This window comes from Nonomuraea sp. KM90 (assembly GCF_052246675.1).
Taxonomy (GTDB): domain Bacteria; phylum Actinomycetota; class Actinomycetes; order Streptosporangiales; family Streptosporangiaceae; genus Nonomuraea.
Genome location: NZ_JBQQCB010000073.1, coordinates 1 through 22,872 on the forward strand (window position 1 = coordinate 1; position 22,872 = coordinate 22,872).

General features: G+C 67.5%; 17 protein-coding genes. 13 read left to right on the forward strand and 4 right to left on the reverse strand.

The window, feature by feature from the left end:
- Positions 1 to 52: 52 nt before the first annotated feature.
- From ACTWPW_RS42495 to ACTWPW_RS42515, 5 genes are all read left to right on the forward strand, one after another.
- The gene (locus ACTWPW_RS42495) at positions 53 to 898 is read left to right on the forward strand and encodes a helix-turn-helix domain-containing protein (protein ID WP_443172024.1); all 846 of its coding nucleotides are present in this window, start codon (positions 53 to 55) and stop codon (positions 896 to 898) included.
- Positions 816 to 2,309 carry a tetratricopeptide repeat protein gene (locus ACTWPW_RS42500; RefSeq protein ID WP_443172025.1) on the forward strand — a complete coding sequence of 498 codons (1,494 nt, stop codon included), beginning with the start codon at positions 816 to 818 and terminating at the stop codon, positions 2,307 to 2,309. The genes ACTWPW_RS42495 and ACTWPW_RS42500 overlap by 83 nt, the downstream gene beginning before the upstream one ends.
- 112 nt (positions 2,310 to 2,421) lie before the next feature.
- Positions 2,422 to 3,102 (forward strand): alpha/beta fold hydrolase, encoded by a 681-nt coding sequence (locus tag ACTWPW_RS42505; protein ID WP_375118209.1) that lies wholly within the window; start codon positions 2,422 to 2,424, stop codon positions 3,100 to 3,102.
- Positions 3,103 to 3,254: 152 nt separating this feature from the next.
- The gene (locus ACTWPW_RS42510; protein ID WP_375118210.1) at positions 3,255 to 4,079 is read left to right on the forward strand and encodes an alpha/beta fold hydrolase; all 825 of its coding nucleotides are present in this window, start codon (positions 3,255 to 3,257) and stop codon (positions 4,077 to 4,079) included.
- Positions 4,080 to 4,195: 116 nt separating this feature from the next.
- Positions 4,196 to 5,092, forward strand: coding sequence for an alpha/beta fold hydrolase (locus ACTWPW_RS42515; RefSeq protein ID WP_375118211.1), 897 nt, complete (start codon positions 4,196 to 4,198; stop codon positions 5,090 to 5,092).
- A gap of 299 nt (positions 5,093 to 5,391) precedes the next feature.
- Here ACTWPW_RS42515 and ACTWPW_RS42520 read toward each other — a convergent pair whose 3' ends face one another.
- Positions 5,392 to 6,303 (reverse strand): helix-turn-helix transcriptional regulator, encoded by a 912-nt coding sequence (locus tag ACTWPW_RS42520; RefSeq protein WP_443172026.1) that lies wholly within the window; start codon positions 6,301 to 6,303, stop codon positions 5,392 to 5,394.
- Between the two features lie 206 nt (positions 6,304 to 6,509).
- On the opposite strand from ACTWPW_RS42520, the gene ACTWPW_RS42525 reads away from it, so the two are divergent.
- The 7 genes from ACTWPW_RS42525 to ACTWPW_RS42555 all read left to right on the forward strand — a co-directional run bounded on the left by ACTWPW_RS42525 (position 6,510) and on the right by ACTWPW_RS42555 (position 11,941).
- Complete coding sequence (locus ACTWPW_RS42525; RefSeq protein WP_443172027.1) at positions 6,510 to 7,490, forward strand: aldo/keto reductase; 981 nt, start codon at positions 6,510 to 6,512, stop codon at positions 7,488 to 7,490.
- A 107-nt stretch (positions 7,491 to 7,597) separates the two neighbouring features.
- Complete coding sequence (locus ACTWPW_RS42530; protein WP_375118214.1) at positions 7,598 to 8,002, forward strand: nuclear transport factor 2 family protein; 405 nt, start codon at positions 7,598 to 7,600, stop codon at positions 8,000 to 8,002.
- Between the two features lie 285 nt (positions 8,003 to 8,287).
- Complete coding sequence (locus tag ACTWPW_RS42535; RefSeq protein ID WP_375118215.1) at positions 8,288 to 8,491, forward strand: hypothetical protein; 204 nt, start codon at positions 8,288 to 8,290, stop codon at positions 8,489 to 8,491.
- On the forward strand, positions 8,488 to 9,909 hold the full coding sequence (locus ACTWPW_RS42540; RefSeq protein ID WP_443172028.1) for an aldehyde dehydrogenase family protein: 1,422 nt from the start codon (positions 8,488 to 8,490) through the stop codon (positions 9,907 to 9,909). Before ACTWPW_RS42535 ends, ACTWPW_RS42540 begins: the two co-directional genes overlap by 4 nt.
- A 212-nt stretch (positions 9,910 to 10,121) precedes the next feature.
- Positions 10,122 to 10,463, forward strand: a complete 342-nt coding sequence (locus ACTWPW_RS42545) for a hypothetical protein (protein ID WP_375118216.1) — start codon at positions 10,122 to 10,124, stop codon at positions 10,461 to 10,463.
- 12 nt (positions 10,464 to 10,475) lie between these two features.
- Complete coding sequence (locus ACTWPW_RS42550) at positions 10,476 to 11,174, forward strand: class I SAM-dependent methyltransferase (RefSeq protein WP_375118217.1); 699 nt, start codon at positions 10,476 to 10,478, stop codon at positions 11,172 to 11,174.
- Between the two features lie 194 nt (positions 11,175 to 11,368).
- Complete coding sequence (locus tag ACTWPW_RS42555; protein WP_375118218.1) at positions 11,369 to 11,941, forward strand: hypothetical protein; 573 nt, start codon at positions 11,369 to 11,371, stop codon at positions 11,939 to 11,941.
- Between the two features lie 594 nt (positions 11,942 to 12,535).
- Here the strand turns inward: ACTWPW_RS42555 and ACTWPW_RS42560 are convergent.
- From ACTWPW_RS42560 to ACTWPW_RS42570, 3 genes are all read right to left on the reverse strand, one after another.
- Positions 12,536 to 13,597 carry an integrase core domain-containing protein gene (locus ACTWPW_RS42560; protein WP_443172029.1) on the reverse strand — a complete coding sequence of 354 codons (1,062 nt, stop codon included), beginning with the start codon at positions 13,595 to 13,597 and terminating at the stop codon, positions 12,536 to 12,538.
- A gap of 306 nt (positions 13,598 to 13,903) precedes the next feature.
- Positions 13,904 to 14,494 (reverse strand): hypothetical protein, encoded by a 591-nt coding sequence (locus tag ACTWPW_RS42565; protein ID WP_375118220.1) that lies wholly within the window; start codon positions 14,492 to 14,494, stop codon positions 13,904 to 13,906.
- 92 nt (positions 14,495 to 14,586) lie between these two features.
- Positions 14,587 to 21,435 carry a DNRLRE domain-containing protein gene (locus tag ACTWPW_RS42570; RefSeq protein WP_443172030.1) on the reverse strand — a complete coding sequence of 2,283 codons (6,849 nt, stop codon included), beginning with the start codon at positions 21,433 to 21,435 and terminating at the stop codon, positions 14,587 to 14,589.
- A gap of 588 nt (positions 21,436 to 22,023) precedes the next feature.
- On the opposite strand from ACTWPW_RS42570, the gene ACTWPW_RS42575 reads away from it, so the two are divergent.
- The gene (locus tag ACTWPW_RS42575; protein WP_443172031.1) at positions 22,024 to 22,581 is read left to right on the forward strand and encodes a hypothetical protein; all 558 of its coding nucleotides are present in this window, start codon (positions 22,024 to 22,026) and stop codon (positions 22,579 to 22,581) included.
- Positions 22,582 to 22,872 lie beyond the last annotated feature (291 nt).

Below are 22,872 nucleotides of genomic sequence, written 5' to 3' on the forward strand. Positions count from 1 at the left end.
CAAGTCTGGCCCCCGGGCCTCGATCCACCCCTGACAGGTCGCGGAGAAGCGCGTGTCCACCACCCCATCCGGCTTCGCGGAACTGCTGCGCCGCCACCGGCGCGCGGCGCAGCTGACGCTTGAGCAACTCGCCGGGACCTCGGGAGTCAGCCTCCGGGCCCTGTCCGACATGGAGCGCGGACGCAGCACCGGACCTCAGCACCGGACCGTCGTCGCGCTGGCCGATGCGCTCGCGCTGCGCGAAGACGACCGCGAACAGCTCATCGACCTGGCGCGCTCCGGCCGGCTGAGAGATCATTGGACGCGCCCGACCGGCCTGTGCGAGCTGCCCCGATCCGTGGACGACTTCACCGGCCGGGCCGCCGAGCTGGCCTGGGCCGACGACGTCATGCACGCCGGCGACGCGCCGGGCGCCGCCGGCGTGGCCCTCATCACCGGCGCGGCCGGCCTGGGCAAGACGACGCTCGCCGTACACACCGCCCATGTGCTGCGGCCGAGCTTCCCCGACGGGGTGTTCTTCGTCGACCTGTACGGCATGTCTCCTCGGCCGCTCACGGCCGACGACGCCCTCATGCAACTGCTGCGCGCGCTCGGCACCACGGAGCGGCACCTGCCTCACGACACTCTGGAGCGCGCCTCGGTTCATCGGTCCCTGCTGCGCGAGCGGCGTGTGCTGCTCGTGCTCGACAACGCAGGGTCGGAGGAGCAGATACGGCCGCTGCTGCCCGCCGACGGCCGAAGCCGCGCGCGCGCTCGTGACGAGCCGGCGGCTGCTGGCCGGACTGCAGGGTGTACACCGGCTGAGTCTGGGCCCGTTGCCGCTGGCGGAAGCGGGGGAGCTGCTGACCGGGATTCTGGCCAGACGGGGATCTTCCGACGAAGGATCGGCTGTTGGTGAGCTCGCCGAGTTCTGCGGCGGTCTGCCGCTGGCTTTGCGGATCGTGGGCAACCGGCTGGTCAGCCGGCCCGGCTGGCGTGCCGCGGAGTTCGCCGACCGGCTGGCGGACGAAGAACGGCGCCTCGACCAGCTCAGAGCCGGCGACCTCAAGGTGGCCACCGCGTTCGCCATGTCCTACGAGCAGTTGGCCGCCTCGACGCGGCGGGTCTTCCGCAGGCTCGCCCTGGTGCCCGGCCGAGACTTCGACGCCACTCTCGCGGCAGTGGCGGGCGCAACCTCGATAGAGGGGGTGTGGGAAGCCCTCGACGAACTCGTCGACCTCGGTCTGCTGCAGGACAGCGCGTCGGCACGCTACCGCTTCCACGACCTGGTCCGGCTGTTCGCCCGCGACCGGCTGCACGCGGAGGAGCCCCCGTCCGAGCGCGACGCGCTCACCGTGACGGTGGCGTCGTGGCTGCTACGCATGGCCACCGTCGCCGGGCGGTGGTTCGACCCCGCATACGGCCGTCCCGACCCGCCCGAGGCCGATCTGTCCTCTTCGGAGGAGGCCGGCCACTGGCTGCGCGTGAACGTGGACAACTGGCTGGGCGCGTTGCGGGCAGCGGCGGGCGGCGGCCGACATGCCGACGTTCTCGACTGCGCCGAGTCGATGGACTGGTTCTCCGACCGGTGGATGCACGCGCCGCACTGGCACGAGGTCTTCACCCTCGGCGCCGAGGCCGCCGCCGCCCTGGATGATCAGGCCCGCCAGGCCAGGCAGCTGAACCTGCTGGCCTGGGCCCATCTGGTGCCGCGAGACGACCCGGAGACCACCCTGCGATACACGGCCCAGGCGCTGGAGCTGGCCACCCGTACTGGCGCCACGGCGCAGATCGCTTCGGCGCACCACAATGCGGCGGGCGCGCTTCGCAGGCTCGGACGGCTGGATGAGGCCATCGCCGCGGAGACCCGGGCGGCGGAGCTGTTCAAGGCCGTCGGCGACATCGATACCTACGGTCAGAGTCTCGGCTCCCTCGGCAGTTGCCTGCGCGATGCCGGACGTCACAGTGAGGCCTTGGAGCAGTATCTCGGCCTGTGGGCCCTGGTGAACGACGAGCGGTCGGGGGTGACGTCGAGCGCCGCGGCGTTCATCCGGCCGATTGCGCTTGCCCGCATCGCCGAGTGTCTGGCGCTGCTCGGCCATCGCTCCGAGGCGATCGCTAAGCTCACCGAGGCGATCTCCCTGATGGAAGAGGGTCAGTTGCCCGTCCCGCAGGCCGCTTCCCTGCAGACGCTGGCGGCCTTGCTGGACGAGGAGGGCCGGACCGGCGAGAGCCGTCACGCCTATGCGCGGGCGGCCGAGGTGTACCAGGCCATCGGCGACATCGAGGCGGCCGAGCGCTGCCGCAAGCTGGCGAGCGCCGCGCCCTGACGGTTCCGCACTACTTCTGCCTCCTGTTCCGCATGGTCTCTTCCCTCGGGCGCCACTTGGATGAAGGGCACAGGACAGGCATCGGGCCAGTCCCTCCAGGTCAGGAGCGATCATGACCACCATCAGGAACATCGTGCTCGTGCACGGCGGCTTCGTGGACGGATCCGGCTGGCAGGGCGTCTACGACGAACTGTCCAGGGACGGCTTCGGCGTCCGGATCGTGCAGAACCCGACGCTGTCGCTGGAGGGGGACGTCGCCGCGACCCGCCAGGTCCTCGACAGCCTCGACGGACCGGCCGTCCTCGTCGGCCACTCCTACGGCGGGGTCGTCATCAGCGAAGCCGGCACGCACCCCAACGTCGCAGCGCTGGCCTACATCGCCGCCTTCGCCCCTGACAAGGGTGAGTCGGTCAGTACACTCATTGCCGACCCGCCGCCCGGGGCGCCCGTGCCGCCGATCCTGCCTCCGCGTGAGGGCTTCCTGTTCCTGGACCGCGACAGGTTCCACGGCTCGTTCGCCGCCGACCTGCCCGCGCAGACCGCCGCGTTCATGGCCGACTCCCAGGTTCCCTGGGGGGTGGACGCCCTCGGTGGGACGGTCACCGAGCCGGCCTGGCGGCACAAGCCGAGCTGGTACCTGGTGGCCACCGAGGATCGCATGATCCCGCCGCCGGCTCAGCGGATCATGGCCCAGCGCGCCGAGGCGTCCGTCGTCGAGGTCGTCGGCAGCCACGCCGTCTACGTGTCCCAGCCTGCCGCGGTCGCCGATCTCATCCGCCAGGCCGCCGCCTGACGGCCGGGCTGCCTGCGCGCTCACACCGAGTCACTGCCCCGGCCGCCGACTGGGCGCCGGACGATCTTCTCCTGCCTGGGCGGCGTGCCGCCCAGGCCGTCCTCCCCATGCATTGCCCCGTCATCTCTCGCACCAGCTCTCTGGAGACACCGTTGAACCGCTCCACCCCACTGCCGCGCCGCCTCGTGTTCGCCGCCGCTGCCAGCAGCCTGGCCGCCGCGCTCCTCGCGGTCCCTGCCGCATCCGCGGCACCCTCCAACAGCCCGGCCAAGCCCACGATCGTCCTGGTTCACGGCGGATTCGCCGACGCCTCCAACTGGAACGGCGTGATCAGCAGGCTCCAGGAGAGGGGCTATCCGGTCATCGCGCCGGCCAACCCGCTGCGCGGCCTGCCCACCGACGCGCCGTACATCGCCAGCGTGCTGAAGTCGATCGAGGGGCCGATCGTCCTGGTCGGCCACTCCTACGGCGGCGCCGTGATCACCAACGCGGCCGTCGACGTCCCCAACGTCAAGGCGCTGGTCTACATCGCCGCGTTCGTCCCCGACGAGGGTGAACAGCTCGGCGTCCTGATCAACAAGTACCCCGGCACCCAGATCCCCGGCGCCGTCCGGGAGGTGGCCTTCCCCAACCCGGACGGCAGCACCGGCACCGACCTGTACCTCAGGCCGGACAAGTTCCGCAGCGCCTTCGCCGCCGACTTGCCTGTCTCCACCACCCGCCTCATGCAGGCCGGGCAGCGGCCGTTCAGCGCCTCCTCCTTCACCGACAAGACCACCGGCGCCGCCTGGCGCACCGTCCCGTCATGGGCGCTGGTGGCCACGGAGGACAAAGCCATCCCTCCGGCCCTGGAGCGCTACATGTACAAGCGGGCCAAGTCGCGCATCTACGAAGTGCCTGCCTCGCACGTGCCGATGATCAGCCAGCCGAGCCTGGTCACCCGCATCATCCAGGACGCGGCCCGCACCGTCGGCTGAACCGGCCCGGCCACGCCGATCGGCAACCCGCGCGGCCACTGCAGCCGCGGCGCGACCACCTGAGTGCTGCCCCTGGGAACCCCCGGGGCAGCACGGCCCATGTCAGGAGTACGTTCGTGAGCCTCTCCTCCGGCCCGCTGCTACCCGGCACCCACACGGTGAGCATCCAGGGAGTACTGCAGCGCTACCACGTCACCGGTTCCGGCCCGCTCTGCCTCGTCCACCCCGGAGGCCCCGGGCTCGGCTGGGAGTACCTGCGAATGCCCGAACTGGAGCAGCATCTGACCCTGCTCTACCTGGAGCCGATCGGAACCGGCGGCTCGGGACACCTGCCCCGGCCGCAGGACTACCGCATCGACACCTACGCCCACTTCCTGCACGGCGTCATCGAACACCTGAACGTGCCGAGCGTGTTCCTGCTCGGCCACTCCCACGGCGGCTTCGTCGCCCAGCAGTACGCGCTGACCCACCCCGCCGCCCTGGCGGGCCTGATCCTCTACGACACCTCGCCCTGCACCGGCCAGGAGTTCTGGGACCAGGCGCTCGCCACCCTCGACCGCCTCCCGCAACGCCACCCCGACCAGCCCGAGGCCGCCACCATCCCGCGCCTGTTCCGCCACGCTCTCGCCGCCACCGACAACGAATCCTGCACCCAGGCGCTACGTGCTGTCCTGCCCGCCTACTTCGCCGACTACTGGGCCCGCGAAGGCGACCTGGCCCCTCTCCGGGCTTCCCTGCGCGCCTGGGCCGACCCGCTGCGCGCGGAGCAACCCCCCTTCGACGTCCGCGACCGTCTGGGCCAGATCACCACACCCACTTTGATCATCAGCGGCGCCCACGACTTCATCTGCGGTCCTGGCTGGGGACGGCTGCTGCACGAAGGCATCGCCCACGCCCAGTTCCTCCTTCTGCAAGACAGCGGCCACCTCGGCCACCTCGAACAACCCGGCGCGTTCACAGCGGCCGTCAACGCCTGCACCTCTGGCGCCGGTCGGCCGGCGGAGGCGACGTGATCACGGACGCTGCTGTAGCGCTGGGCCCGGCATGGCCTCCTCAGAAACGAGCCGCCCCCAGCGCACGATCAAACATCGGCTGCCGGGCTCTTCGGGACGCGAATGCGCTCGCAGAACTCGTTCTCATCACCGGCGACGCCACCGACGGCGGGTCTCGCCGTCAACCACCCTTGCAGCCCGTCGAAACCGTGCTCCGCGCGTTCTTGATCTTCTTCCCCAGGCAAGAGGAAGGATCCGTCAAGGGCTGTCCCACGGTCGGGCGGGGGCCGATTCCGACCGGACGCAGGTTGAGGATCACGTTAGCCCTCGAGGTTTCGGCCGCGTGTTCCTGCTGCCGGGTTGCTGCTGCGTTGGTTGTCGGCGTTCCAGCTGGCCAAGAGGCGGATCGCGTCGGCTTCGGGAGTGCCGGGCTGAGGGGTGTAGACGGTGAGTATCTGGTTGGAGACGGCGTCGATGCTGAGGGTCTCGTAGGGCAGTGTGATCTCGCCGATGAGTGGGTGCCGGAAAGTCTTCGTGCCGGTTCGGTGGATTCGCACGTCGTTGGTCGCCCAGCGCGTCCGGAATTCTGTGCTGCGGGTCGCGAGTTGTCCGATCAGCTCGGTCAGGTCGGGGTCGTCGGGGTGGCGGCCGGCCTCGATGCGCAGCATCGCCACGGTGTCGGCCGTGATCCGATCCCATTCCGGGAACAGGTCGCGGGCCCTGGGCTCGTCGAGGAACAGGAAGCGGGCGCTGTTCGTCCGTCCGGGCATGTCGTACACGGGTGCGAGGAGCGCGCGCCCCAGTGTGTTGACCGCGAGGATGTCGAACCGGCCGTTGAAGACCACTGCGGGCAGGTGGTCCATCGAGTCCAGCAGCACCCGGATTCCGGGGGTGACCAGGTCCTTCGCCGCGCCGCGGCTCCGCTTGCGGACCGCGGGGGTCAGAGCGGCGAGCAGCCGGCCGAGGTGAGCGCGTTCGTCATCGTCCAGACGCAGGACGTCGGCGACGGCATCGACGACTCCGGCGGAGGGCCCGGTCGCCTGGCCGCGTTCGAGCCGCACGTAATACTCCGGGCTGACCCCGGCGAGCAACGCGACCTCCTCCCGGCGCAGGCCCTTGACCCGACGGCGGGTGCCCTGCGGAGGAAGGCCGGCCTCGGTTGGGGTGACCCGGGCACGGCGGGTGGTGAGGAACTCGCGGACCGCCGCCCGCGCCGCCTCCTTCTCATCCATGAGATCGAGGCTACGCCCGGCCCGCGTCCCGGAAGGGGTCTCTGTGAGTACCCCTTTTCGCAGTGCCTGTCGGGATGTGGTGAACCGGATGTTGTCTGGTGTCAGCGAGATCGAGATCGACGCCCCGGGTGCCGCGGACGCCGGCCCCCGCCGCTTACCTCTGATGCACCGTCCTTCGACACCTTCGACGAGAAATGAGTTCTGCGATGCAGCACGCGATGCTAGGGAAGCTGCGGGTTTCCCGGATCGGTCTGGGCACCATGTCCATGGCCGGCACTCTCCTGTCAGGCGGCGGCCTGGACGACGCCGAGTCCATCCGCGCCATCCATAGCGCACTCGGCCTCGGCGTCACCCACATCGACACCGCTGAAAGCTACGGCCCGTACCACAGCGAGGAGATCGTCGGTCAGGCGCTGGAGGGTCGGCGCGACCAGGCCGTCCTCGCCACGAAGTTCGGCATCCTGTCCCACACCGGGGATGGAACCGGACTGTTCGACAGCAGTCCGGCCAACATCCGCACCGCCGTCGAGGGCTCCCTGAAGCGCCTGCGCACCGACCGGATCGACCTCTACTACCAGCACCGGGTCGACCGGAACACCCCGATCGAGGAGACCATCGGCGCGGTGGCCGAGCTGGTGGCCGAAGGCAAGGTCCTGCACATCGGCCTGTCGGAGGCCTCGCCGGACACGATCCGCCGCGCTCACGCCGTGCACCCGATTGCCGCGTTGCAGACCGAGTACTCCCTGTGGACCCGCGACGTCGAGGCCGAGCTGCTGCCCCTGCTACGCGAGCTGGGCATCGGCCTCGTCCCCTATTCGCCACTCGGGCACGGGTTCCTGACCGGCCAGATCCGCACGCCGGAGGAGATCCCCGACGGCGACTGGCGCAAGACCAATCCGCGCTTCATCGGCGCGGCCTTCTACCAGAACCTGCAGCTCGTGGAGGAAGTACGCACCATCGCCTCCGAGGTCGATGCCACCCCGGCACAGATCGCGCTGGCCTGGCTGGTGGCCCAGGGCCAGGACATCGCCCCGATCCCCGGCAGCCGGCGGGTCACTCGCGTCCAGGAGAACACCGCCGCCGACGGCGTCGTCCTGACCGCCGACCAGTTGCAGCGGCTCGACACCCTCACACCGGCCACCGGCGCCCGTCACGACGACTTCAACGAGTCCACGATCGACCGCTGAAACCAGCATCGACGAGCGTGCCGCAACTAACCCGAACACCGGCCCGAACACCGGCCCCCAACAGGGTTCTCGACGCACGAGAGCCTTCGTCTCAAAGGAGAAACCCCATGCCCGAAGCAACATCACTGACCGAGCAGAACCGCGCGATCGTCGAAGCCATGTTCGAAGCGGGGAAACGCGGCGACGTCGAGGGCGTCGTCTCCTTTCTGTCCGACGACGTCCAGATCAACGAGCCGCTGTTTCTGCCCTTCGGGAAGATCTATCACGGTAAGGAAGGATTCTTCGGCCTCGCCCAGATCCTGCCGAACTACCTCGACCTTGCCGCGATCACGGTGCACTACACCATCGCCGACGGCGACCGCGTCGCGGCGTGCGTCGGCATCCCGGACGTCAAGACCGGAGAGCTGACCCACTTCATCGAGCAATTCACCATCAAGGACGGCAAGATCGTCGAGAACCGGCTGTTCTACAGCAACGCCGGCACCATGGTCGACCAGCCCAAGGTCGTGTAGCGCACACCCGACCTCCCTGATCACCCTCCAACAGTCCTCACCGGTAGAGGAAACTCGCGGACCACAGCCTCCTCGCCTTTATGCGAAAGGGGGGAGGCCCGGCCCACATCCCGCAAGGGGCTCCTGTGATTACCCCGTTGAGCGGCGCCTGCCGGGATGTGGCGAATCCGATGTCGGCTGGGCGTCGGCGAGGTCGAGGACGGCATGCATGCCGCGAACACCGGCCCGCGCCACCTACCTCTGATGCACCTTCCTTCGACACTCGACAAGGAACAAGTTTCTCCAATGCAACACGTCATGCTGGGGAGCCTGCGGGGTTCCCCGATCGGCCTGAGCGCCATAGCCATGGCCGACCCCCGCACCTCCGGCGGCGGCCTGGACGACACCGCAACCATCCGCACCATCCATCCCGCGCTCGACCTCCTCCTGCCCCACACAGACACCGCCGAGACCTACGGCCCGTTCCACAGCGAGGAGATCGCCGCATGAGCGAGCAGCGAGCAGTCCAGCATTGGATCGACGGCGCCGAAGCCGCCGGCGACGGGTGCGAGCGCATCGAGGTCGTGAACCCGGCCACCGCCACCGTGATCGCCGACATGCCGGCGGGTACGGCGGCCGACGTCGACCGGGCCGTCGCGGCCGCGCAGCGCGCCTTCCCGGCGTGGTCGGCGGTGCCGGTCAGCGAGCGGGCCGCCGCGATCGCCCGGATCGCCGACGGCATCAAGGGCGCCATCGACGACTTCGCCGCCACCGTCACCTCAGAGATGGGTTCGCCGATCTCCTACGCCAAGATCGTGCAGGCCGGGCTGCCCTACCAGGTGGCGAGCAGCTTCGCCGCGCTGGCCGACGGCTACGCCTGGGAGGAGGAACTGGGCAACGCGCTGGTCGTGCGCGAGCCGATCGGCGTCGTCGGCGCGATCACGCCGTGGAACGCCCCCCTGTATCAGACCGTCGCGAAGGTCGCGCCGGCATTGCTCGCCGGATGCACGGTGGTGCTCAAGCCCAGCGTGCTCACCCCGCTCACCGCCGCCCTGTTCGCCGAGCTGACCGCGGCCGCGGGGATCCCGGCGGGCGTCTTCAACGTCGTGTACGGCGCCGGGTCGGTGGTCGGCGAAGCGATCTCCGGCCACCCGGGCATCGACATGGTGTCGTTCACCGGATCCACCGGCGCCGGCAAGCGGGTGTCGATCAGTGCGGCCGGCACCGTGAAACGGGTGGCGCTGGAGCTGGGCGGCAAGTCGGCCAACATCATCCTCGACGACGCCGACCTGCACAACGCCGTCAACCTCGGCCTCGAGTACGCCTGGATGAACGGCGGCCAGACCTGCGCCGCGTGGACGCGGATGCTGGTGCCCGCGAGCCGGCACGACGAGATCGTCGAGCTCGCGGTGGCCGCCGCCGGTTCCTACGGCGTGGGCGACCCGACCGACCCGGCCACCCGGATCGGCCCGATGTCCTCGGCCGCCCAGCAGGGCAGGGTGTCGGGCTACATCGAGCGCGGCATCGCCGACGGGGCCACGGTCGCGTTCGGCGGCTCCGGCCCGGCCGAGGGCCTCGAAGGGGGCGCCTACGTCCGCCCGACGATCTTCGCCAACGTCGCGCCGGACGCCGTCATCGCCCAGGAGGAAATCTTCGGCCCGGTGCTCTCGGTGATCCCCTACGCCGACGAGGACGAGGCCGTCGCCATCGCCAACAACTCCATCTACGGCCTGTCCGGCAGCGTGTTCGGCGAGCCGGACCACGCCCTGGCCGTGGCCAAGCGCATGCGCACCGGCCAGGTCATGGTCAACGGCGGGGAGTTCAACCTGACCGCGCCGTTCGGCGGCTACAAGCAGAGCGGCAACGGCCGGGAACTGGGCCGTTTCGGGCTGGAGGAGTTCCTCGAGGCCAAGGCCATCCACCGCTAAGAAGGCGCCTGGCAGCCCACTCTCAGGCGGACGCAGCCAAACGAGACGCTCGGATCAGCTCCGCTGGCACTTCCACCGCCGACCGGCATCCCTCCAGGCAGCCGGTCAGCGGTGGAAGTCCCACCCTCACACCTGTCCGGAACAACATCCGAACTCCAAGGGATTTCCTGCGAGTCCGCCCGTGACCAACGTCGTACTCGTGCACGGCGGGTTTGTCGACGGGATCCGGCCGGCAGAGCATCTACGACCTGCCGACCGCCGACGGCTTCGGTGTCGGCATCGTGCAGCACACCACGTACTCGCCCGCCGGCGACATCGGGCCACCCAACGGTCCTCAACGCCCAGAACGGTCCCTCCGCGCTGTCGGGCACGCCTACGGCGCAGTCGTCCTCTCCGGGGCCGGCACCCACGACGCCGCGACGGCAGTGGTGTACATCCCCGCGTTCGCCCCGGACCAGGGCGATGCGGCGAACACACTCATCGCCGACCCGCCGCCCGGCGACCCTGCAATGACCGATGACCCGACACATCGAATCCGCCCGTTTCGCCGGTGAGAAAGAAGCTTCGTGGACAACACCCTCATTCCGTTCATCCGTGAATTCGTCAAGGCGCCAACCGTTGTCGCATCAGTGATACCGAGCGGCGAAGCTCTCGCCCGGCAAGTGACATCACCGATTCCGTCGCTGGGGCAGCCGGTCGTCGTGGAACTCGGCCCCGGCACCGGTGCGTTCAGCCGGACGATTCAAGAGCGACTCGACGGGCGGGGGCGGCATCTCGCCCTCGACGTCAATGAGCGTTTCACCGCCCTGCTGGCCGAACGCTTCGCCGGCCTCGAAGCGGTCACGGCGGATGCCCGTGACCTCTCCGCCATCCTCGCCGAGCGCGGCCTCGGTCAGGCTGATGCCATCGTCAGCGGCCTGCCATGGGCGTCGTTTCGGCATGAACGACAACGTGAACTGCTCGACGCCGTCGTGGACGCCTTATCACCACAAGGTGCCTTCACGACCTTCGCCTATGTCCATGCTCGCCGGTTCATCCCGGCTCGCCGGTTTCGCCGGTCCTTGGCGGATCGGTTCGAGGAAGTCGTCCTGGGGCGGACTGTGTGGGCGAATCTGCCTCCGGCCCTGGTGTATCACTGCCGTCGTCCCCGGCCACGACAGCGCGACCACCCGGCGGCCGGCGTACCAGGCCACGCCGAGTCGCAGATCGATTCGGTGCCGCAGATGCCAGCGCCGCCGACCAGCACCGCTGGTGACCGTGTGTAGTCCCTCCGCAAGTCGGCCAGGCGTCCGCGCCAGCCGGTGTCGAGGATCTTCCCGCTGACGAGGTGCGCGATGTTGCGCCCCACGGCCGCTCGAAGCTGGTTGAGGGTGCTGCTGCTGGCGCGCTGAACGCTGGGGAGGTCCCTGCCACGGGTTTGCGGGTCACCGGTGATCGCGGCGGTGCCCAGGTTGGCACGGTGCTGTCCACGGACACGCACGTCTCCGATCAGTGGTCGACGTACGGCACGAGGCCAGCGCCGATCACCGCCTTGGGCACCGCCATGGCCGCCCAGCAGCAGAGCGAGGCCACCGTCACCGACGTGATGCCCTCCCCCGCTGACGACCCCCGCGGCGCCGGATTCACCGCCAGCGGACTGCCCCTGATCTTCGGCGGCATCATGCCCGCCATCATCCTGCTACGCCTGTTCCCCGGCCACGCCAACCTGCGCCGCCGCCTGACCGGCGTCATCCTGTTCGCCCTGGTCGCCGGAGCCGCCGTCCTGCAGTATGGATTCGGTCCCCTGCACGACACCTACTGGCTCACCGCGCTCGGGCTGGCCCTGGGCATGGCCGCCCTGTCCATCCCGTTCCTCGCCCTGGAATCCCTGCTCGGCCGCCACCCACCTCGGCGACGCCGAAGTCCCGCTGCAGCTCATCATGGGCAAGACCCGCCACAAGAACCCCGCACCGCCATGCGCTACGTCAAACCCGGTGCTGAGGCCATCGCCAAGGTCACCGAGGTCCTGGCACCCCGCCGCCGTACCCACTGACCAGCAGTTTCGTCAGCGCGGAATGGGCCACTGTCCCTTTCTCCCGTACTTGGTCTGGCCCCCCTGTAGGGATTCTCGTTCGGTATGGCTCCGATTGTCTGGCGAACGATCATGTTGTGTCCGTCGAACAGGTCTCCTCCTGGGACTATCAGGCCGAAATTGAACGCAAGAGGCAGAACCACATACGCCCAGAACCCACATTCACTTGTCGTGCCTGCACGCCGTGACCTGCGGCAATGCCGTTCGTTTGGGCCGTGTGGCGCAATCCTTACCGGCAGGCCGACACGGTCAGGAGCCCAGCGGCCCGCTGCGGTGCGGGATGCGGGATGGGGCACCCGCTGATCAGTGTCGCGCGAGTGCGATGCAGGCAGTGGAACGACCGATTTTGAGGGTACGGGCGGCTTCGGTGACTGAGACACCGTCGTCCACCAGGCGGCGCAGCCCGCATCGACCTGGCCGCAGGCGAAGTCGGGCGGGTGCACGACTTCCGCCGGCTGATCGCGCTGGGCTGGCTTCTGCAGCTCGGCCCTGACGGACCGGCCTGTGGGGTGCGAAAACCCGGATGCGGCCTCGGTCTGCGGTTATCCGCCCCGTCTATGCGGCCCGCCGGTACTGGTTGATCAGGCCGTCGAGTACCTGTCGGCGTTGCAGGCGGACCTGATCGAGATCGCTTGGTGGAGCCGGGTCATGTGGTGGTTGAGGCGGCCGACGGTCTCGTGCGCGATGAGGACGGTGCCGGTTGTAATGCCGCTGGTATGCCTGCAGGACTCGGCGGAGATGGATTTCACCGTAGATCAGCAGCCGATCGGTGCATTCCCTTCGCACGGTGCCGACCCAGCGTTCGGCGATCGCGTTGGCCTGCGGGGCGCGAACCGGTGTTTTGATGACGCCAGCGCTGAGTGAGGTGAACACCTCGTCGAAGACTGCGGTGAATTTGGCGTCGCGGTCGCGAATGACGAATCTTATGCTCTCGGCCTGCTCTCCCAGGTTCATGACCAGGTTGCGGGCCTGTTGAGCGACCCAGGTTCCGGTCGGATGCGCCGTGACGCCCGCGATGTGAATCACGCGGGTGGCGCGCTCGATGAAGAACAGAACGTAGAGCCGCTTCAGATACACGGTGTCGATGTGGAACAGATCGCACGCCCAGATGCCCTCGGCCTGCGCTTTGAGGAACTGACTCCAGCTCGGTCCGGTGCGGCGTGGAGCCGGACTGAGCCCGGCTCTTTTAAGGATGTCGCGCACGGTGCTGGGCGGTACCCGAAGGCCGATGCCGGCTAGTTCGCCGCTGATGCGCTGGTAACCCCACGTGGGATTCTCCCGGGCCAGGCGCAACATTGCCTCCCGGATGTCCGCGCGTGTGGAGGGACGACCTGGGCGTTTGGGTGGGTAGGTCCACCGGCGCGTCACCAGGGCGCGGTGCCAGCGCAACAACGTCGCGGGGGTTACGAAGAAGACATCCAGCGACGAGCGGGGAAGCAGCCGCGACAGCGCCGCGAGCACGACCCGATCCGCCGGCTGGAGATCGGACCGGTTAACCTGACGGCGCAATACGGCGACCTGATGGCGAAGCACCACGATCTCAGCCGTCTTGGCCCGATCACCGCGGCCCAGCAGGACCAGAAGCTGAAAGACACGCCCGAGGACGAGGTAGAGCAAGGACCACGACACCGTCAGCAGGATGCCCGAGACCTCATCGTGCTCAAGCCGCGAACCACCAAGTCAACCTCGCCAGCTGAGTTTCCGCACCCCACAGGCCACCGACGCGGGAGTGGCGTGGGCCAGCGTGCTCGCGGCGACGGTCAGGGCGACACGCGAGGGTGGCGGTCCTGCGCAGATCGCCACCGCCACCGTCATCGGCATCGCCACCGTGCAGGCCTCTGATGCCGCGGATGAACCGTAGGACTTGCTCGTGCCGGCAGGACCGCCGGCGCCGCTTGACGTTCGGGAAACTCATTCACGCGTTCATGGAACGTGGTACAGGGTTCGCGTTGATGCGAACCAGGCCCGGTCGATGAACCGGCCGGTGATCCGTCCTGCCATGCACAGAAAGCGGTCGAAGGTTTCAGCTTCGCTGATTTCGCCGATGAGCTCCAGTCCGCTCGCGTGCGCCTCGAATTCAGGAACCTCCATCCATCCCCCAGGGGAGGAAGGAGGAAATATCTCCCCAATGTATTCGCTGTCATGATTGTACAGCAGCTTGCCGGGATCGGCCTCTTCCATGAAATAGGCTTCGAGTACGCGTTGTCCGTCGGCGCTCAGCGCCTCTATCAAATTCGGCGGCACCGTTACGCCGCTGATGGTGAGGATAGCGGACCAGCCGGCCGAGTGCTCCCCCACCCAGACGATCAGTTTCTCCGGGCTGGTCTCGTAGGATTGCATCGCTGTTTGGAAGTCACACACGGTGCCGTTCTGGGGGTCGACACCCAGCCGCCGGGCGATCTCGTTGCCGTCTTCTGTGTCCACCCATTGGCAGCTAAACCAGGATTCCAGACCGTGTTCGGTCAGTAGATCCCACTGACTTTCCTCAGGAAGGGCGCTATAGGGTTTCTGCATCACTGGCCTCTTGTTGGTTTATCTGTGGAAAGCAGGGGTGCCGGTCGTGCCTGACCGGCACCCCTGCTTTAATTCACCGACGGCGACGACGACTACGGCACGACGCTCACCCAGAAGGCGTGATGGGTGGCGACATGATATTTGTCATAGAACGCCTTCAGCGCGTTTCCATGGCGTTCATTATGTCCGCCGTTGACGGCCCTGATGGAGTAGTGGCCGTTTCCTCTTCCGCTGCCGGCTGCCCCTTGGTAGGTCGAGGCGAAGGGATACTCGTCGCACTCCAATCTGTCGTCCCGCGTCCTGCCGCCGGCCCACGGCATCCCTTCGCTGTTTTCAGCCTTCGGATATTGGTCCCTGAAGTAGTACTTGCAGTAATTGGTTGCCGGTGTCTTACTCCATTTCATTGGATTGGCCGATCCGACATCCATATTCATTTCCAGGTTGGAGAAGAAATTCCGGTTGAAGCTGGAGGTGCCTTCCGGGCGCTTGTGCAGCGGCGGACTGGAGGCGACGTTCCAGTTTCCAGGGATCGTCTTCGGCTGCTCGCGTCCGTCCCAAGTCTTCGAGGGCGGGTATTCCGGCTTCGACCAGTCGTGTCCTGGCCGAAGCGGAGGGGATGTGTACTTGTTGATGTTCGGGTCCAGGGCAGCCTTGATATGCCTGGTGACTTCGGCGAAGTCAGGGTTCTTGGTCTCTGACATCTCGAAGACCCGGTGCGCCCGGTCGTTGACACATCCGCCGGTGTGATTGATCACCTTCTCCCGATCACACCGGTAGTAGGGGGCGGCGAGAGTACTGACGTCCCCTGGCAGCCGAGCGTAGCCATGCCGGGCTACGCCGAGCCGCTTCCCCTCCGCTCCTACTATCTCATAACTCCACAGGGGAAGATCCGCGCGATTGTTGTGGAAGCGGGTGAGCATCGGCTTGATCGTGCAAATCGAGCCAGCCCCTCCCTCGATTGGGTTGCTTTCCAGCAGGAACATGGTGCTACTAGTCGTCTCCCATTCCCTGATCGTCTTGGTGGTGCTTCCAGTGGTGCTCCGGCAAGGCGTCAGGTTGTCCGATTCGGTCTGCACGTCCAATGTCAGCGGGAGCCGCTGGATGTCCTCGGCGCTCTCCTCGTCGAGAGGGTATCTCCTGCCGTTCCAGTACAAGGCGAAGTCGGTCAGCCGCACGAAGAGCTTCATGTTCTGCGGCCTCAGACCGCTGCCTTCTGCGTTGGCCACCTCCGTGCCCGCCTTGTTCCCCACGTAGCTGTTGAGCACCCAGGTCGCACGGAACTGAAAGATGATGTCATTGGGCAGGGGTTCTCCCAAGACCGACTCCAGAATGGAGGCGGTCATGCCGGCTCTGCCGCCGCTTCTGCTCACGCCGACCTTATTGCTGGCCTTGACCCATCGCTTTCCGTCCGGGCCGTCCCCATTCTCTGCCGCTTCGTACGTTCCCATGCTGACCCAGCTCGTCCAGCAGGAAGTGAACGGACGTTCTTGGATGCGGGCATAATCAATGGTCGGATGCTTGGGGGTCTGGAGACAGTTCTCCAGATTAAGATGGTCGTAATCGAATTCCGTGGCGGTGGTCGAGGTGCGAGACGCATCCTGCGGGGGCTGACTCGAAGAGTTCGTCTTCTGGGCAGTCCGCTGGATCGTGCCTGCGATGAGAGCCGCTATATCATCGGCGGTCAAGGGCCGCTGGTAGACCTGGACATCGTCGAGATCGCCCAGCATGCCGGCGCCTAGTGACATTGGGGTGTCGGAATTCCACGCGGAGAAACTGATCGGCGTGGACCTGACCAAGGTGCCGTTGAGATACAGCGACGCGGTCTTCGCGGCTGCGTCGTACGCGCCGGCCAGGTGGAACCATTCGTTGATCGGCGGTTCGACGCCGGACAGCACACCCTCGACGGTTGCATCGGCGGCGTCGGCGCTGGTGAAGGTGAACACCAACCCGTGATCCGCGGTGATGCCGAGGCGGAATGGGGCTTGGTGGCTGCCCTTCTGCTCGAGGACGGTGTAGTCGCCGTCCTTGTCGCTCCACCGCAGCCAGGCGGCGGCGGTGAAGCTCTGGTCGGTGCGGATCACCGATTGGGTTGTCTGCGCCAGGGGCTCCTCTCCGGGCTGGATGACGTCGACGGTGACCTGCTGCCAGTCCGACCAGGCCGAGGACGCGTCACCGGCGACCGCGCGCAGGCGCCAGCGCACCTTCCGCCCGTCGGTCAGCTTCCCCTCGGGGACGATGAGGCTCGCCTGGGTGCCCGAGGCGATGTCGTCCACAGCGCCCGCCCAGATCTGGCCGGTGCCCTGCCCCGCAGGGTCGTGCTCGACTTCGGCCTCGGCCCGCAAAGGCCGGCCGTCCGGGTGGGTGACGGTGGCCTGCAGCGTGGGGGTGAGCCTGGTGGTCACCGTGACGCCGTCCACCACCTTCGACGGGGTGATGGTCAGGCCGGTCGCGGTGGGTTTGGGCAGGTTGATGGTGAAGGACTGCCAGTCCGACCAGGGGGAGGAGGCGGTGGCGGAGACCGCGCGGGCCCGCCAACGCACCTTCCATCCGTCGGTGAGCGTGTTCGCCGGAACAGCGATGCTCGCCTGGGTTCCGGCGGGCACGCCGTCGGCGCTCCCGGCCCAGATCTGACCGCTGCCCTGACCGGTGACGGCAGGGTCGTGCTCGATCTCGGCCTCGGCCCGCAGCGGCTTCCCGGCCGGGTCGATCACCTGCGCCAGCAGCGACGGGGTGAGCGTGGAGGTGACGGTGGTGCCGTCCACCAGCTCCGACGGGGTGACCTGGAGTGCATCGACGGCCGGTTCCGAGACCGGGTCCGGTACGTCGACGCTGAGGGCCTGCCAGCCGGACCAGGGCGAGCCGACCGTGGTGGCCGTGTTGATCGCCCGAACGCGCCAGCGTACCTTCCACCCGTCGCTCAACTTCCCGTCCGGAACGGTCGCCGAGGTTTGGGCGCCGGAGGCGACATTGTCGACGGCACCGGCCCAGATCTGGCCGGTGCCCTGACCGGTCGCAGCGGGGTCGTGCTCGACCTCGAACTCGGCCCGTACCGGTTGTGCGGCCGGGTCGGTGACCGTGGCGCGCAAGGTCGGGGTCAGGCTCGTGACCGCCGTGACGCCGTCCACCACCTGGGAGGGGGTGACCTGGAGGGCGCTCACCGTGGGGTTGGGCACGTCCACGGTGGCGGTCTGCCAGTCCGACCATGCCGAGGCGGTGGATGATGAGACCGCGCGGGCTCGCCAGCGGATCTTCCAGCCGTCGGTCAGCTTCCCGGCGGGCACGGCAACTGTGGCATGGCTCCCGGAGGTGACCGCCGGTGAGGCGCCGGTCCAAATTTGGCCGCTGCCCTGACCGGTGGCGGCCGGGTCGTGCTCGACCTCGAACGCGCCGGTGAGGTTGCCGCCGGCGGTGTCGGTGACGGTGGCGGCGAGTTGCGGGGTGAGCGAGCCGGTCACGGTGACGCCGTCCACGGTCTGTGCCGGGGTGATGGCCGGGGCGGAGACGGCCGGTTGCGAGGCCGGTCCGCTGGTGGTGACGGTCAGCGTCGGCGGCTGGGCGAAGTCGGTGTCTTCCGAGGAGGTGAATACCCGGTAGTTGTCGACGTCCGTCTCGCCGGGTGACTTGAGCACCAGGCCGTGGTTGGCGGCGCCGGCGGCCCAGTCCTGGGCGATGCCGGTGACGTTCCAGTCCATGCTGTCCGGGTAGACGGCGCAGTCGGAGTTGACGCCCTTGAAGTTGGTGGAGGCGTCCTCGGTGGTGAAGGCGGGCTTGTTGGCCCAGTACAGGTTGTCCGGGTCCCAGCCTGCGGTCAGGCGGGCGACCTGGATGCCCCGGGCGAGGGCGGCGCCGCAGTTGTGGCTGTCGATGGTGTTCATCGACAGCGTGGCGTCGGTCACCGTGCTGCCCTGCAGACCTGCGGTATCGAACTTCAGATGCACCCGGGCCTTGGTGCCGCCCGATACGGTGCCGGCCAGCATGTACTGGTTGTCCGGGTACGCGGGCGAGACGTCCGAGTCATTGGTGCTGACATCGACGTCGGCGCTGAGCGGCAGCGTGACCGCCGCGGCCACCCGCACCGGGAAGGCGGTGCCGGCATCGGCCAGGAACGCCTGGTCCGGCTTGACCACCAGCACCGTGCGGCCGCCCTTGGAGACCACCTCGCTGTCGGCCTCTCCGCGCTTGGTCGCCGGGAGCTTGTCCTTGGCGGTGCCTTCCTCGACGAACGGCCGTGTCACCGAGGCGACTAGCTTTTTGTCCTTGCCCTTCAGCAGCAGCCGGCCGCCCTTGCCCTCGGTCAGGGTCAGGCCCTCGTCCTCGACGCCGATCCGCAGCTCCACCGGCTGGGACGGCCGCTGGCGCAGCACCACCTCATGCCGGAACCCGGCCGGCAACGCCGTCACCACCAGGTCGGCCCCGGCACCCGCGGCGTCGGTGTAGGTGGCCGTACTGCCCTTGACGGTCGGCTTGGGCAACGGTGTCGGCCAGCGCAACGCGTACGACTTCCCGTCCGCAGCCATCTTCACGAACGGATCCGTACCGCCTGCGGAAATCTCCACCACGGCGCCTGCCGCAATGGCCTTCGGCGCCAGCTTCCCGCCTTGCTCCACCAGGGTGGTGTCGATCGGCACCCATCCGTTGCCCCGCCGGGTCCGCACCGGACCGGGGGTGACCTCGGTCTTGAATGTCTTCCCGTCAGGCTGGGCATGGGTGATGCTGGTCGCGGTCGTCTCGTCGGCGACCTCGACGGCCTTGCCCTGCCGAGCCGCCGCCTGGGAGGCCGCGATCCGCGCCTGCGACGGCGCGTTGGAGATCGCGTTCCCGCTCTTGCCGGCGATCCACGTCGCCGTGTCGTTCAGCGTCGCATCGTGATCATTGCCCGAAGAGTCCGCAGCCGTCCGGCCGTCTCCTTCGTCGAAGGTCCAGTGGCCCGCCGACTGGAGGAGTGTGGTGAAAGACCACGCATACGGGTTGATGGGAATTTCCCACGAGTTGCCGGCTTCGGACACCTCAGCGGTGTACGTGGTGCCCGGCTTCAATGCCTGTGCAGGGGTGAAGGTCAGCACCGTGCGGGTGTCGTCATAGACCGATGTCCCCACGGCCTCTGTGCCGCCAGCGTCCTTGATCATCATTTTGGCATCGGCGACCGCCTCGGAGAACGTCACCTTGATCGGCGCGTCCAACGGTACGTCCTTGGCGCCGTCAGCAGGTTCGACACCTGTCACCCTTGGGGTGGTGCCTTCGGTGTCGTCTCCGGGGTCGACCTCTACAGGGGGAAGGTCGTCCGTTCCGGCCGTGTGAACTTCGCCGTCACGCTGCCCAGCGATTTTGTTGGCCAGCTCCTCGGTGACGATGACCGGCTCAGGCTCCTCAGGCACATAGCCCGACATAGCCAAAGCTTCCTCATACTCCGGCATGGTCGTCAACTGTGTGTCGGTGAACATGAAGACGTCGTCCAGCAGAGGCGGCGCTGGAAGTTCGACGTCCACCGTGAGGATGGGCGGGTGGAGCTCGAACTTACAGTCTTCCAGCGGTGCGCTAGTGCAACCGCCGGCGTCTTCGGAGGTGTAGCGCCGCCAGTTCCTCACCTCTGACTCGTCACCGGAGGTGAGCTGGATGCCGTAGTTGGTGGAGCCGTCGATCCACGCCTGGACGATCTCGTCGAGCGAGTGGATCAGGTTTCCAGCGACGCCGGTGCAGTCTTCGCTGTAGGCGCCGTACTCGGTTTCTGCGCCCAAGCTCGTGACCGAAGGCTGCTCATACCACTTCAGGTCCACCTCATCCCAGTCCGAGGTGATCCGCCGTGCCGTGATACCGGAGCCTTCGTACTGCCCGCAGTCGTTGGATTGGTAGTTCCACAGGTGCAGGTCGGCGTTCTCCACCCTGCTGCCCGCGAACGTGTCGGGGATTTCCGGGAACTGGAGGTACCCGCGCCAGCGCTTAGCGACGCCGCTGGCATAGGACTTGCCGGCCACGATCTGGGTCTGACCCAGCTGGTACCAGCTGTCCTGAGCGTCAACGTCGTTGATCCAGGTGTCCATGCCGCCGTCAGCCCACTTGCCGGTGTGGCTTTCCCACCAGTCAGACGCGGCGGCGGTCACCGTCACCGGGTACGTCGTTGCCGGGTCGGCCAGGAACGCGGCGTCCGGCGTGAACACCAGCGTCTTGTCGTCATCGGCGAGTGCGACGGAGGCCTTGCCGGTCTTGCCCGCGTCGAGTGGGGCGTTGGCGTCGGCGGCCTTGGCATCCTGCATCAGGGTGGGCCGCACCTCGGTGAGCGTCTTGCCGTCTTTGCCGACGATCGTGGGTCGGCCCGCGGTGTTCTTCTTGAACGACACTCCCGTGGGCAGGTCCACCGGGACTCGGAACGAGATGGGGCCGGTGGGCCGTTCACGGATGATGATTCTCTGCTGGAAGCCGGTCGGGTTCGCGGCCACCAGCAGGTCGCGGCCCTTGCCGTAGGCGTCCGCGTAGGTGGCGGTGTTGCCCTTCAGGGTGGGCTTCGCCAACGCTGACGGCGTGGTGATCTTCGCTGTGGCGTTGGCCTCCTGGCTTTTCAGCAGAGTCTTGTCCTGGCCGGCGGACAGAGCAAGGCTTCCGGCTATCGCCTTGGGCTTGATGGCTCCGGACTCTTCCACCAGGGTGGTGTCGATCGGGGTGAAGCCCTTGCCGTCAGCGCTCCTGACGCGAACTGGCTGGGTGCTGAGTTCCAGCCGGAGCGTTTTGCCGTCGGGGTTGGCGTACAGCGTGGTGGTCTCGGTGTTGCGTTCCGGGATCTCCACCCGTTTGCCGGACTTGGCCGCCTTGCTCTTGGCGGCATCGAGGACCTTGTCCCCTGAGCTGGTGCCGGAGGGCTGCGGGGTTTCGGTTTGCGCTGGTGACTGTGTGGGCGGCGGGGTGGGCTCCTGCGCCCAGGAGGGTACGGCGGCTAGGCTGATCAGCATAGTTGTGGCGATGCCGATGACCGCGGCGCGGCCGAGGAAACCTCGGCGTCGCGTGTGTGCGGCTGTGAGGGATAAGCCTTGCTTCCCCGTGTCTGGTGTCACTTACTGTTGCTCCTCTGAGGCATGCCGAGGAGCCCGCACCAAGGTGTACGGGCTGCCAAAGGCGGCATTTCGGACAGGAAGTTATCAGTAAAGATCACTTAAAGAAAGAGTGAAATGGCACCAAGGGCGGGCTACTCAGTCACGGACGTCGAGCTTGTCCTGAGCCGGGTTCTTTCACCTGCTAGACCCCACATTGATCCCTCGCGCTCGCGTCACGATGTCGAAGGGTGCATTGAATCGGGCGGGTCCGAGGTTGCTCATTGGCAGCTTGTGTCCTGACTGCGTGTGCACCTTCTGGTTACGGTGCATTGTCGGCGCTGATCGGCCGGTTACGTTCGAGTGGCGTGAATTGGAGGTTCGGCACGCTCGGCAGGTGAAGTGCGCCGACGTCATACCGGGGCTGGAGACCGAGCGGCGCAGGCAGGAACGCGCCGTCGAGCAGGCCCGGAACGGGAACGCGAACGCAAGGCGCAGGAACAGCAGCGCTTGCAGGGCGAAGCCGCCGCACGAGACACCGAGGCGATCGAGCGCACCCGTCAGATCGAGTCCCACGTCGAGGAGTTGGAAACGCTGCTGCGCTCCTCACTGCTCCGCGCCCCGCGCACCCGCCTCGACGCGCTCGGCCGTACCCTGGACGTCCCGCCGCTGGACCTGGACGCGCTGACCCAGCCCGCGCCGGTGTGGCGGCCACCGCCCCCGCCCGGATGGTGGCAACACCTGAGCATCACAGGTTGCCGAGTGGCGAGCAACGGGTGCAAATCGCTCGCAGATGATTGCTCGGCGGTTGCTCCTGCGCGTTCAATCTTCCGTGAAGCGCGAACCCATCCCGCAAGTTCGGCTCTACACAGCAGCGCCGAATTAGGACAAATTGCACATAATGCCGATGGTCAAGAACGCATGGTTGCTCGGTGGTTGCTCGCGTGTACGCCCTACAACCCGGTACGGGATAACACTGGCCGACACGTCGGCGTGGACGATCCCGACCACAGCGATACAAAACAACACTTGATGACCCGGAGTGATATTTACCGAGGATTCTCATAATCCGTGGGTCGTGGGTTCAAGTCCCACCCGCCCTACTCTCTAAAACTGCGTTCGACCTGGGAGTTGTCAGCTGCCGGCGTGTCTTTCGTCCGGCGGGCCTCGAGATGGGAGACCGAAGGGAGACCGCCCGTTTCGGACGCCTCTCCGACAATCACCTTCCGAGGTACCAGCGGCGCCTGTGTCTCCAGGTATGCCGATCATTCCCGGAGAACGCCGATGACCTGCGAAAGCAGCGCAGCCCGCGAGTTGATCTCCGTAGCTCGGAAAAGGGTCCGGGACCGGCTGCCCCGC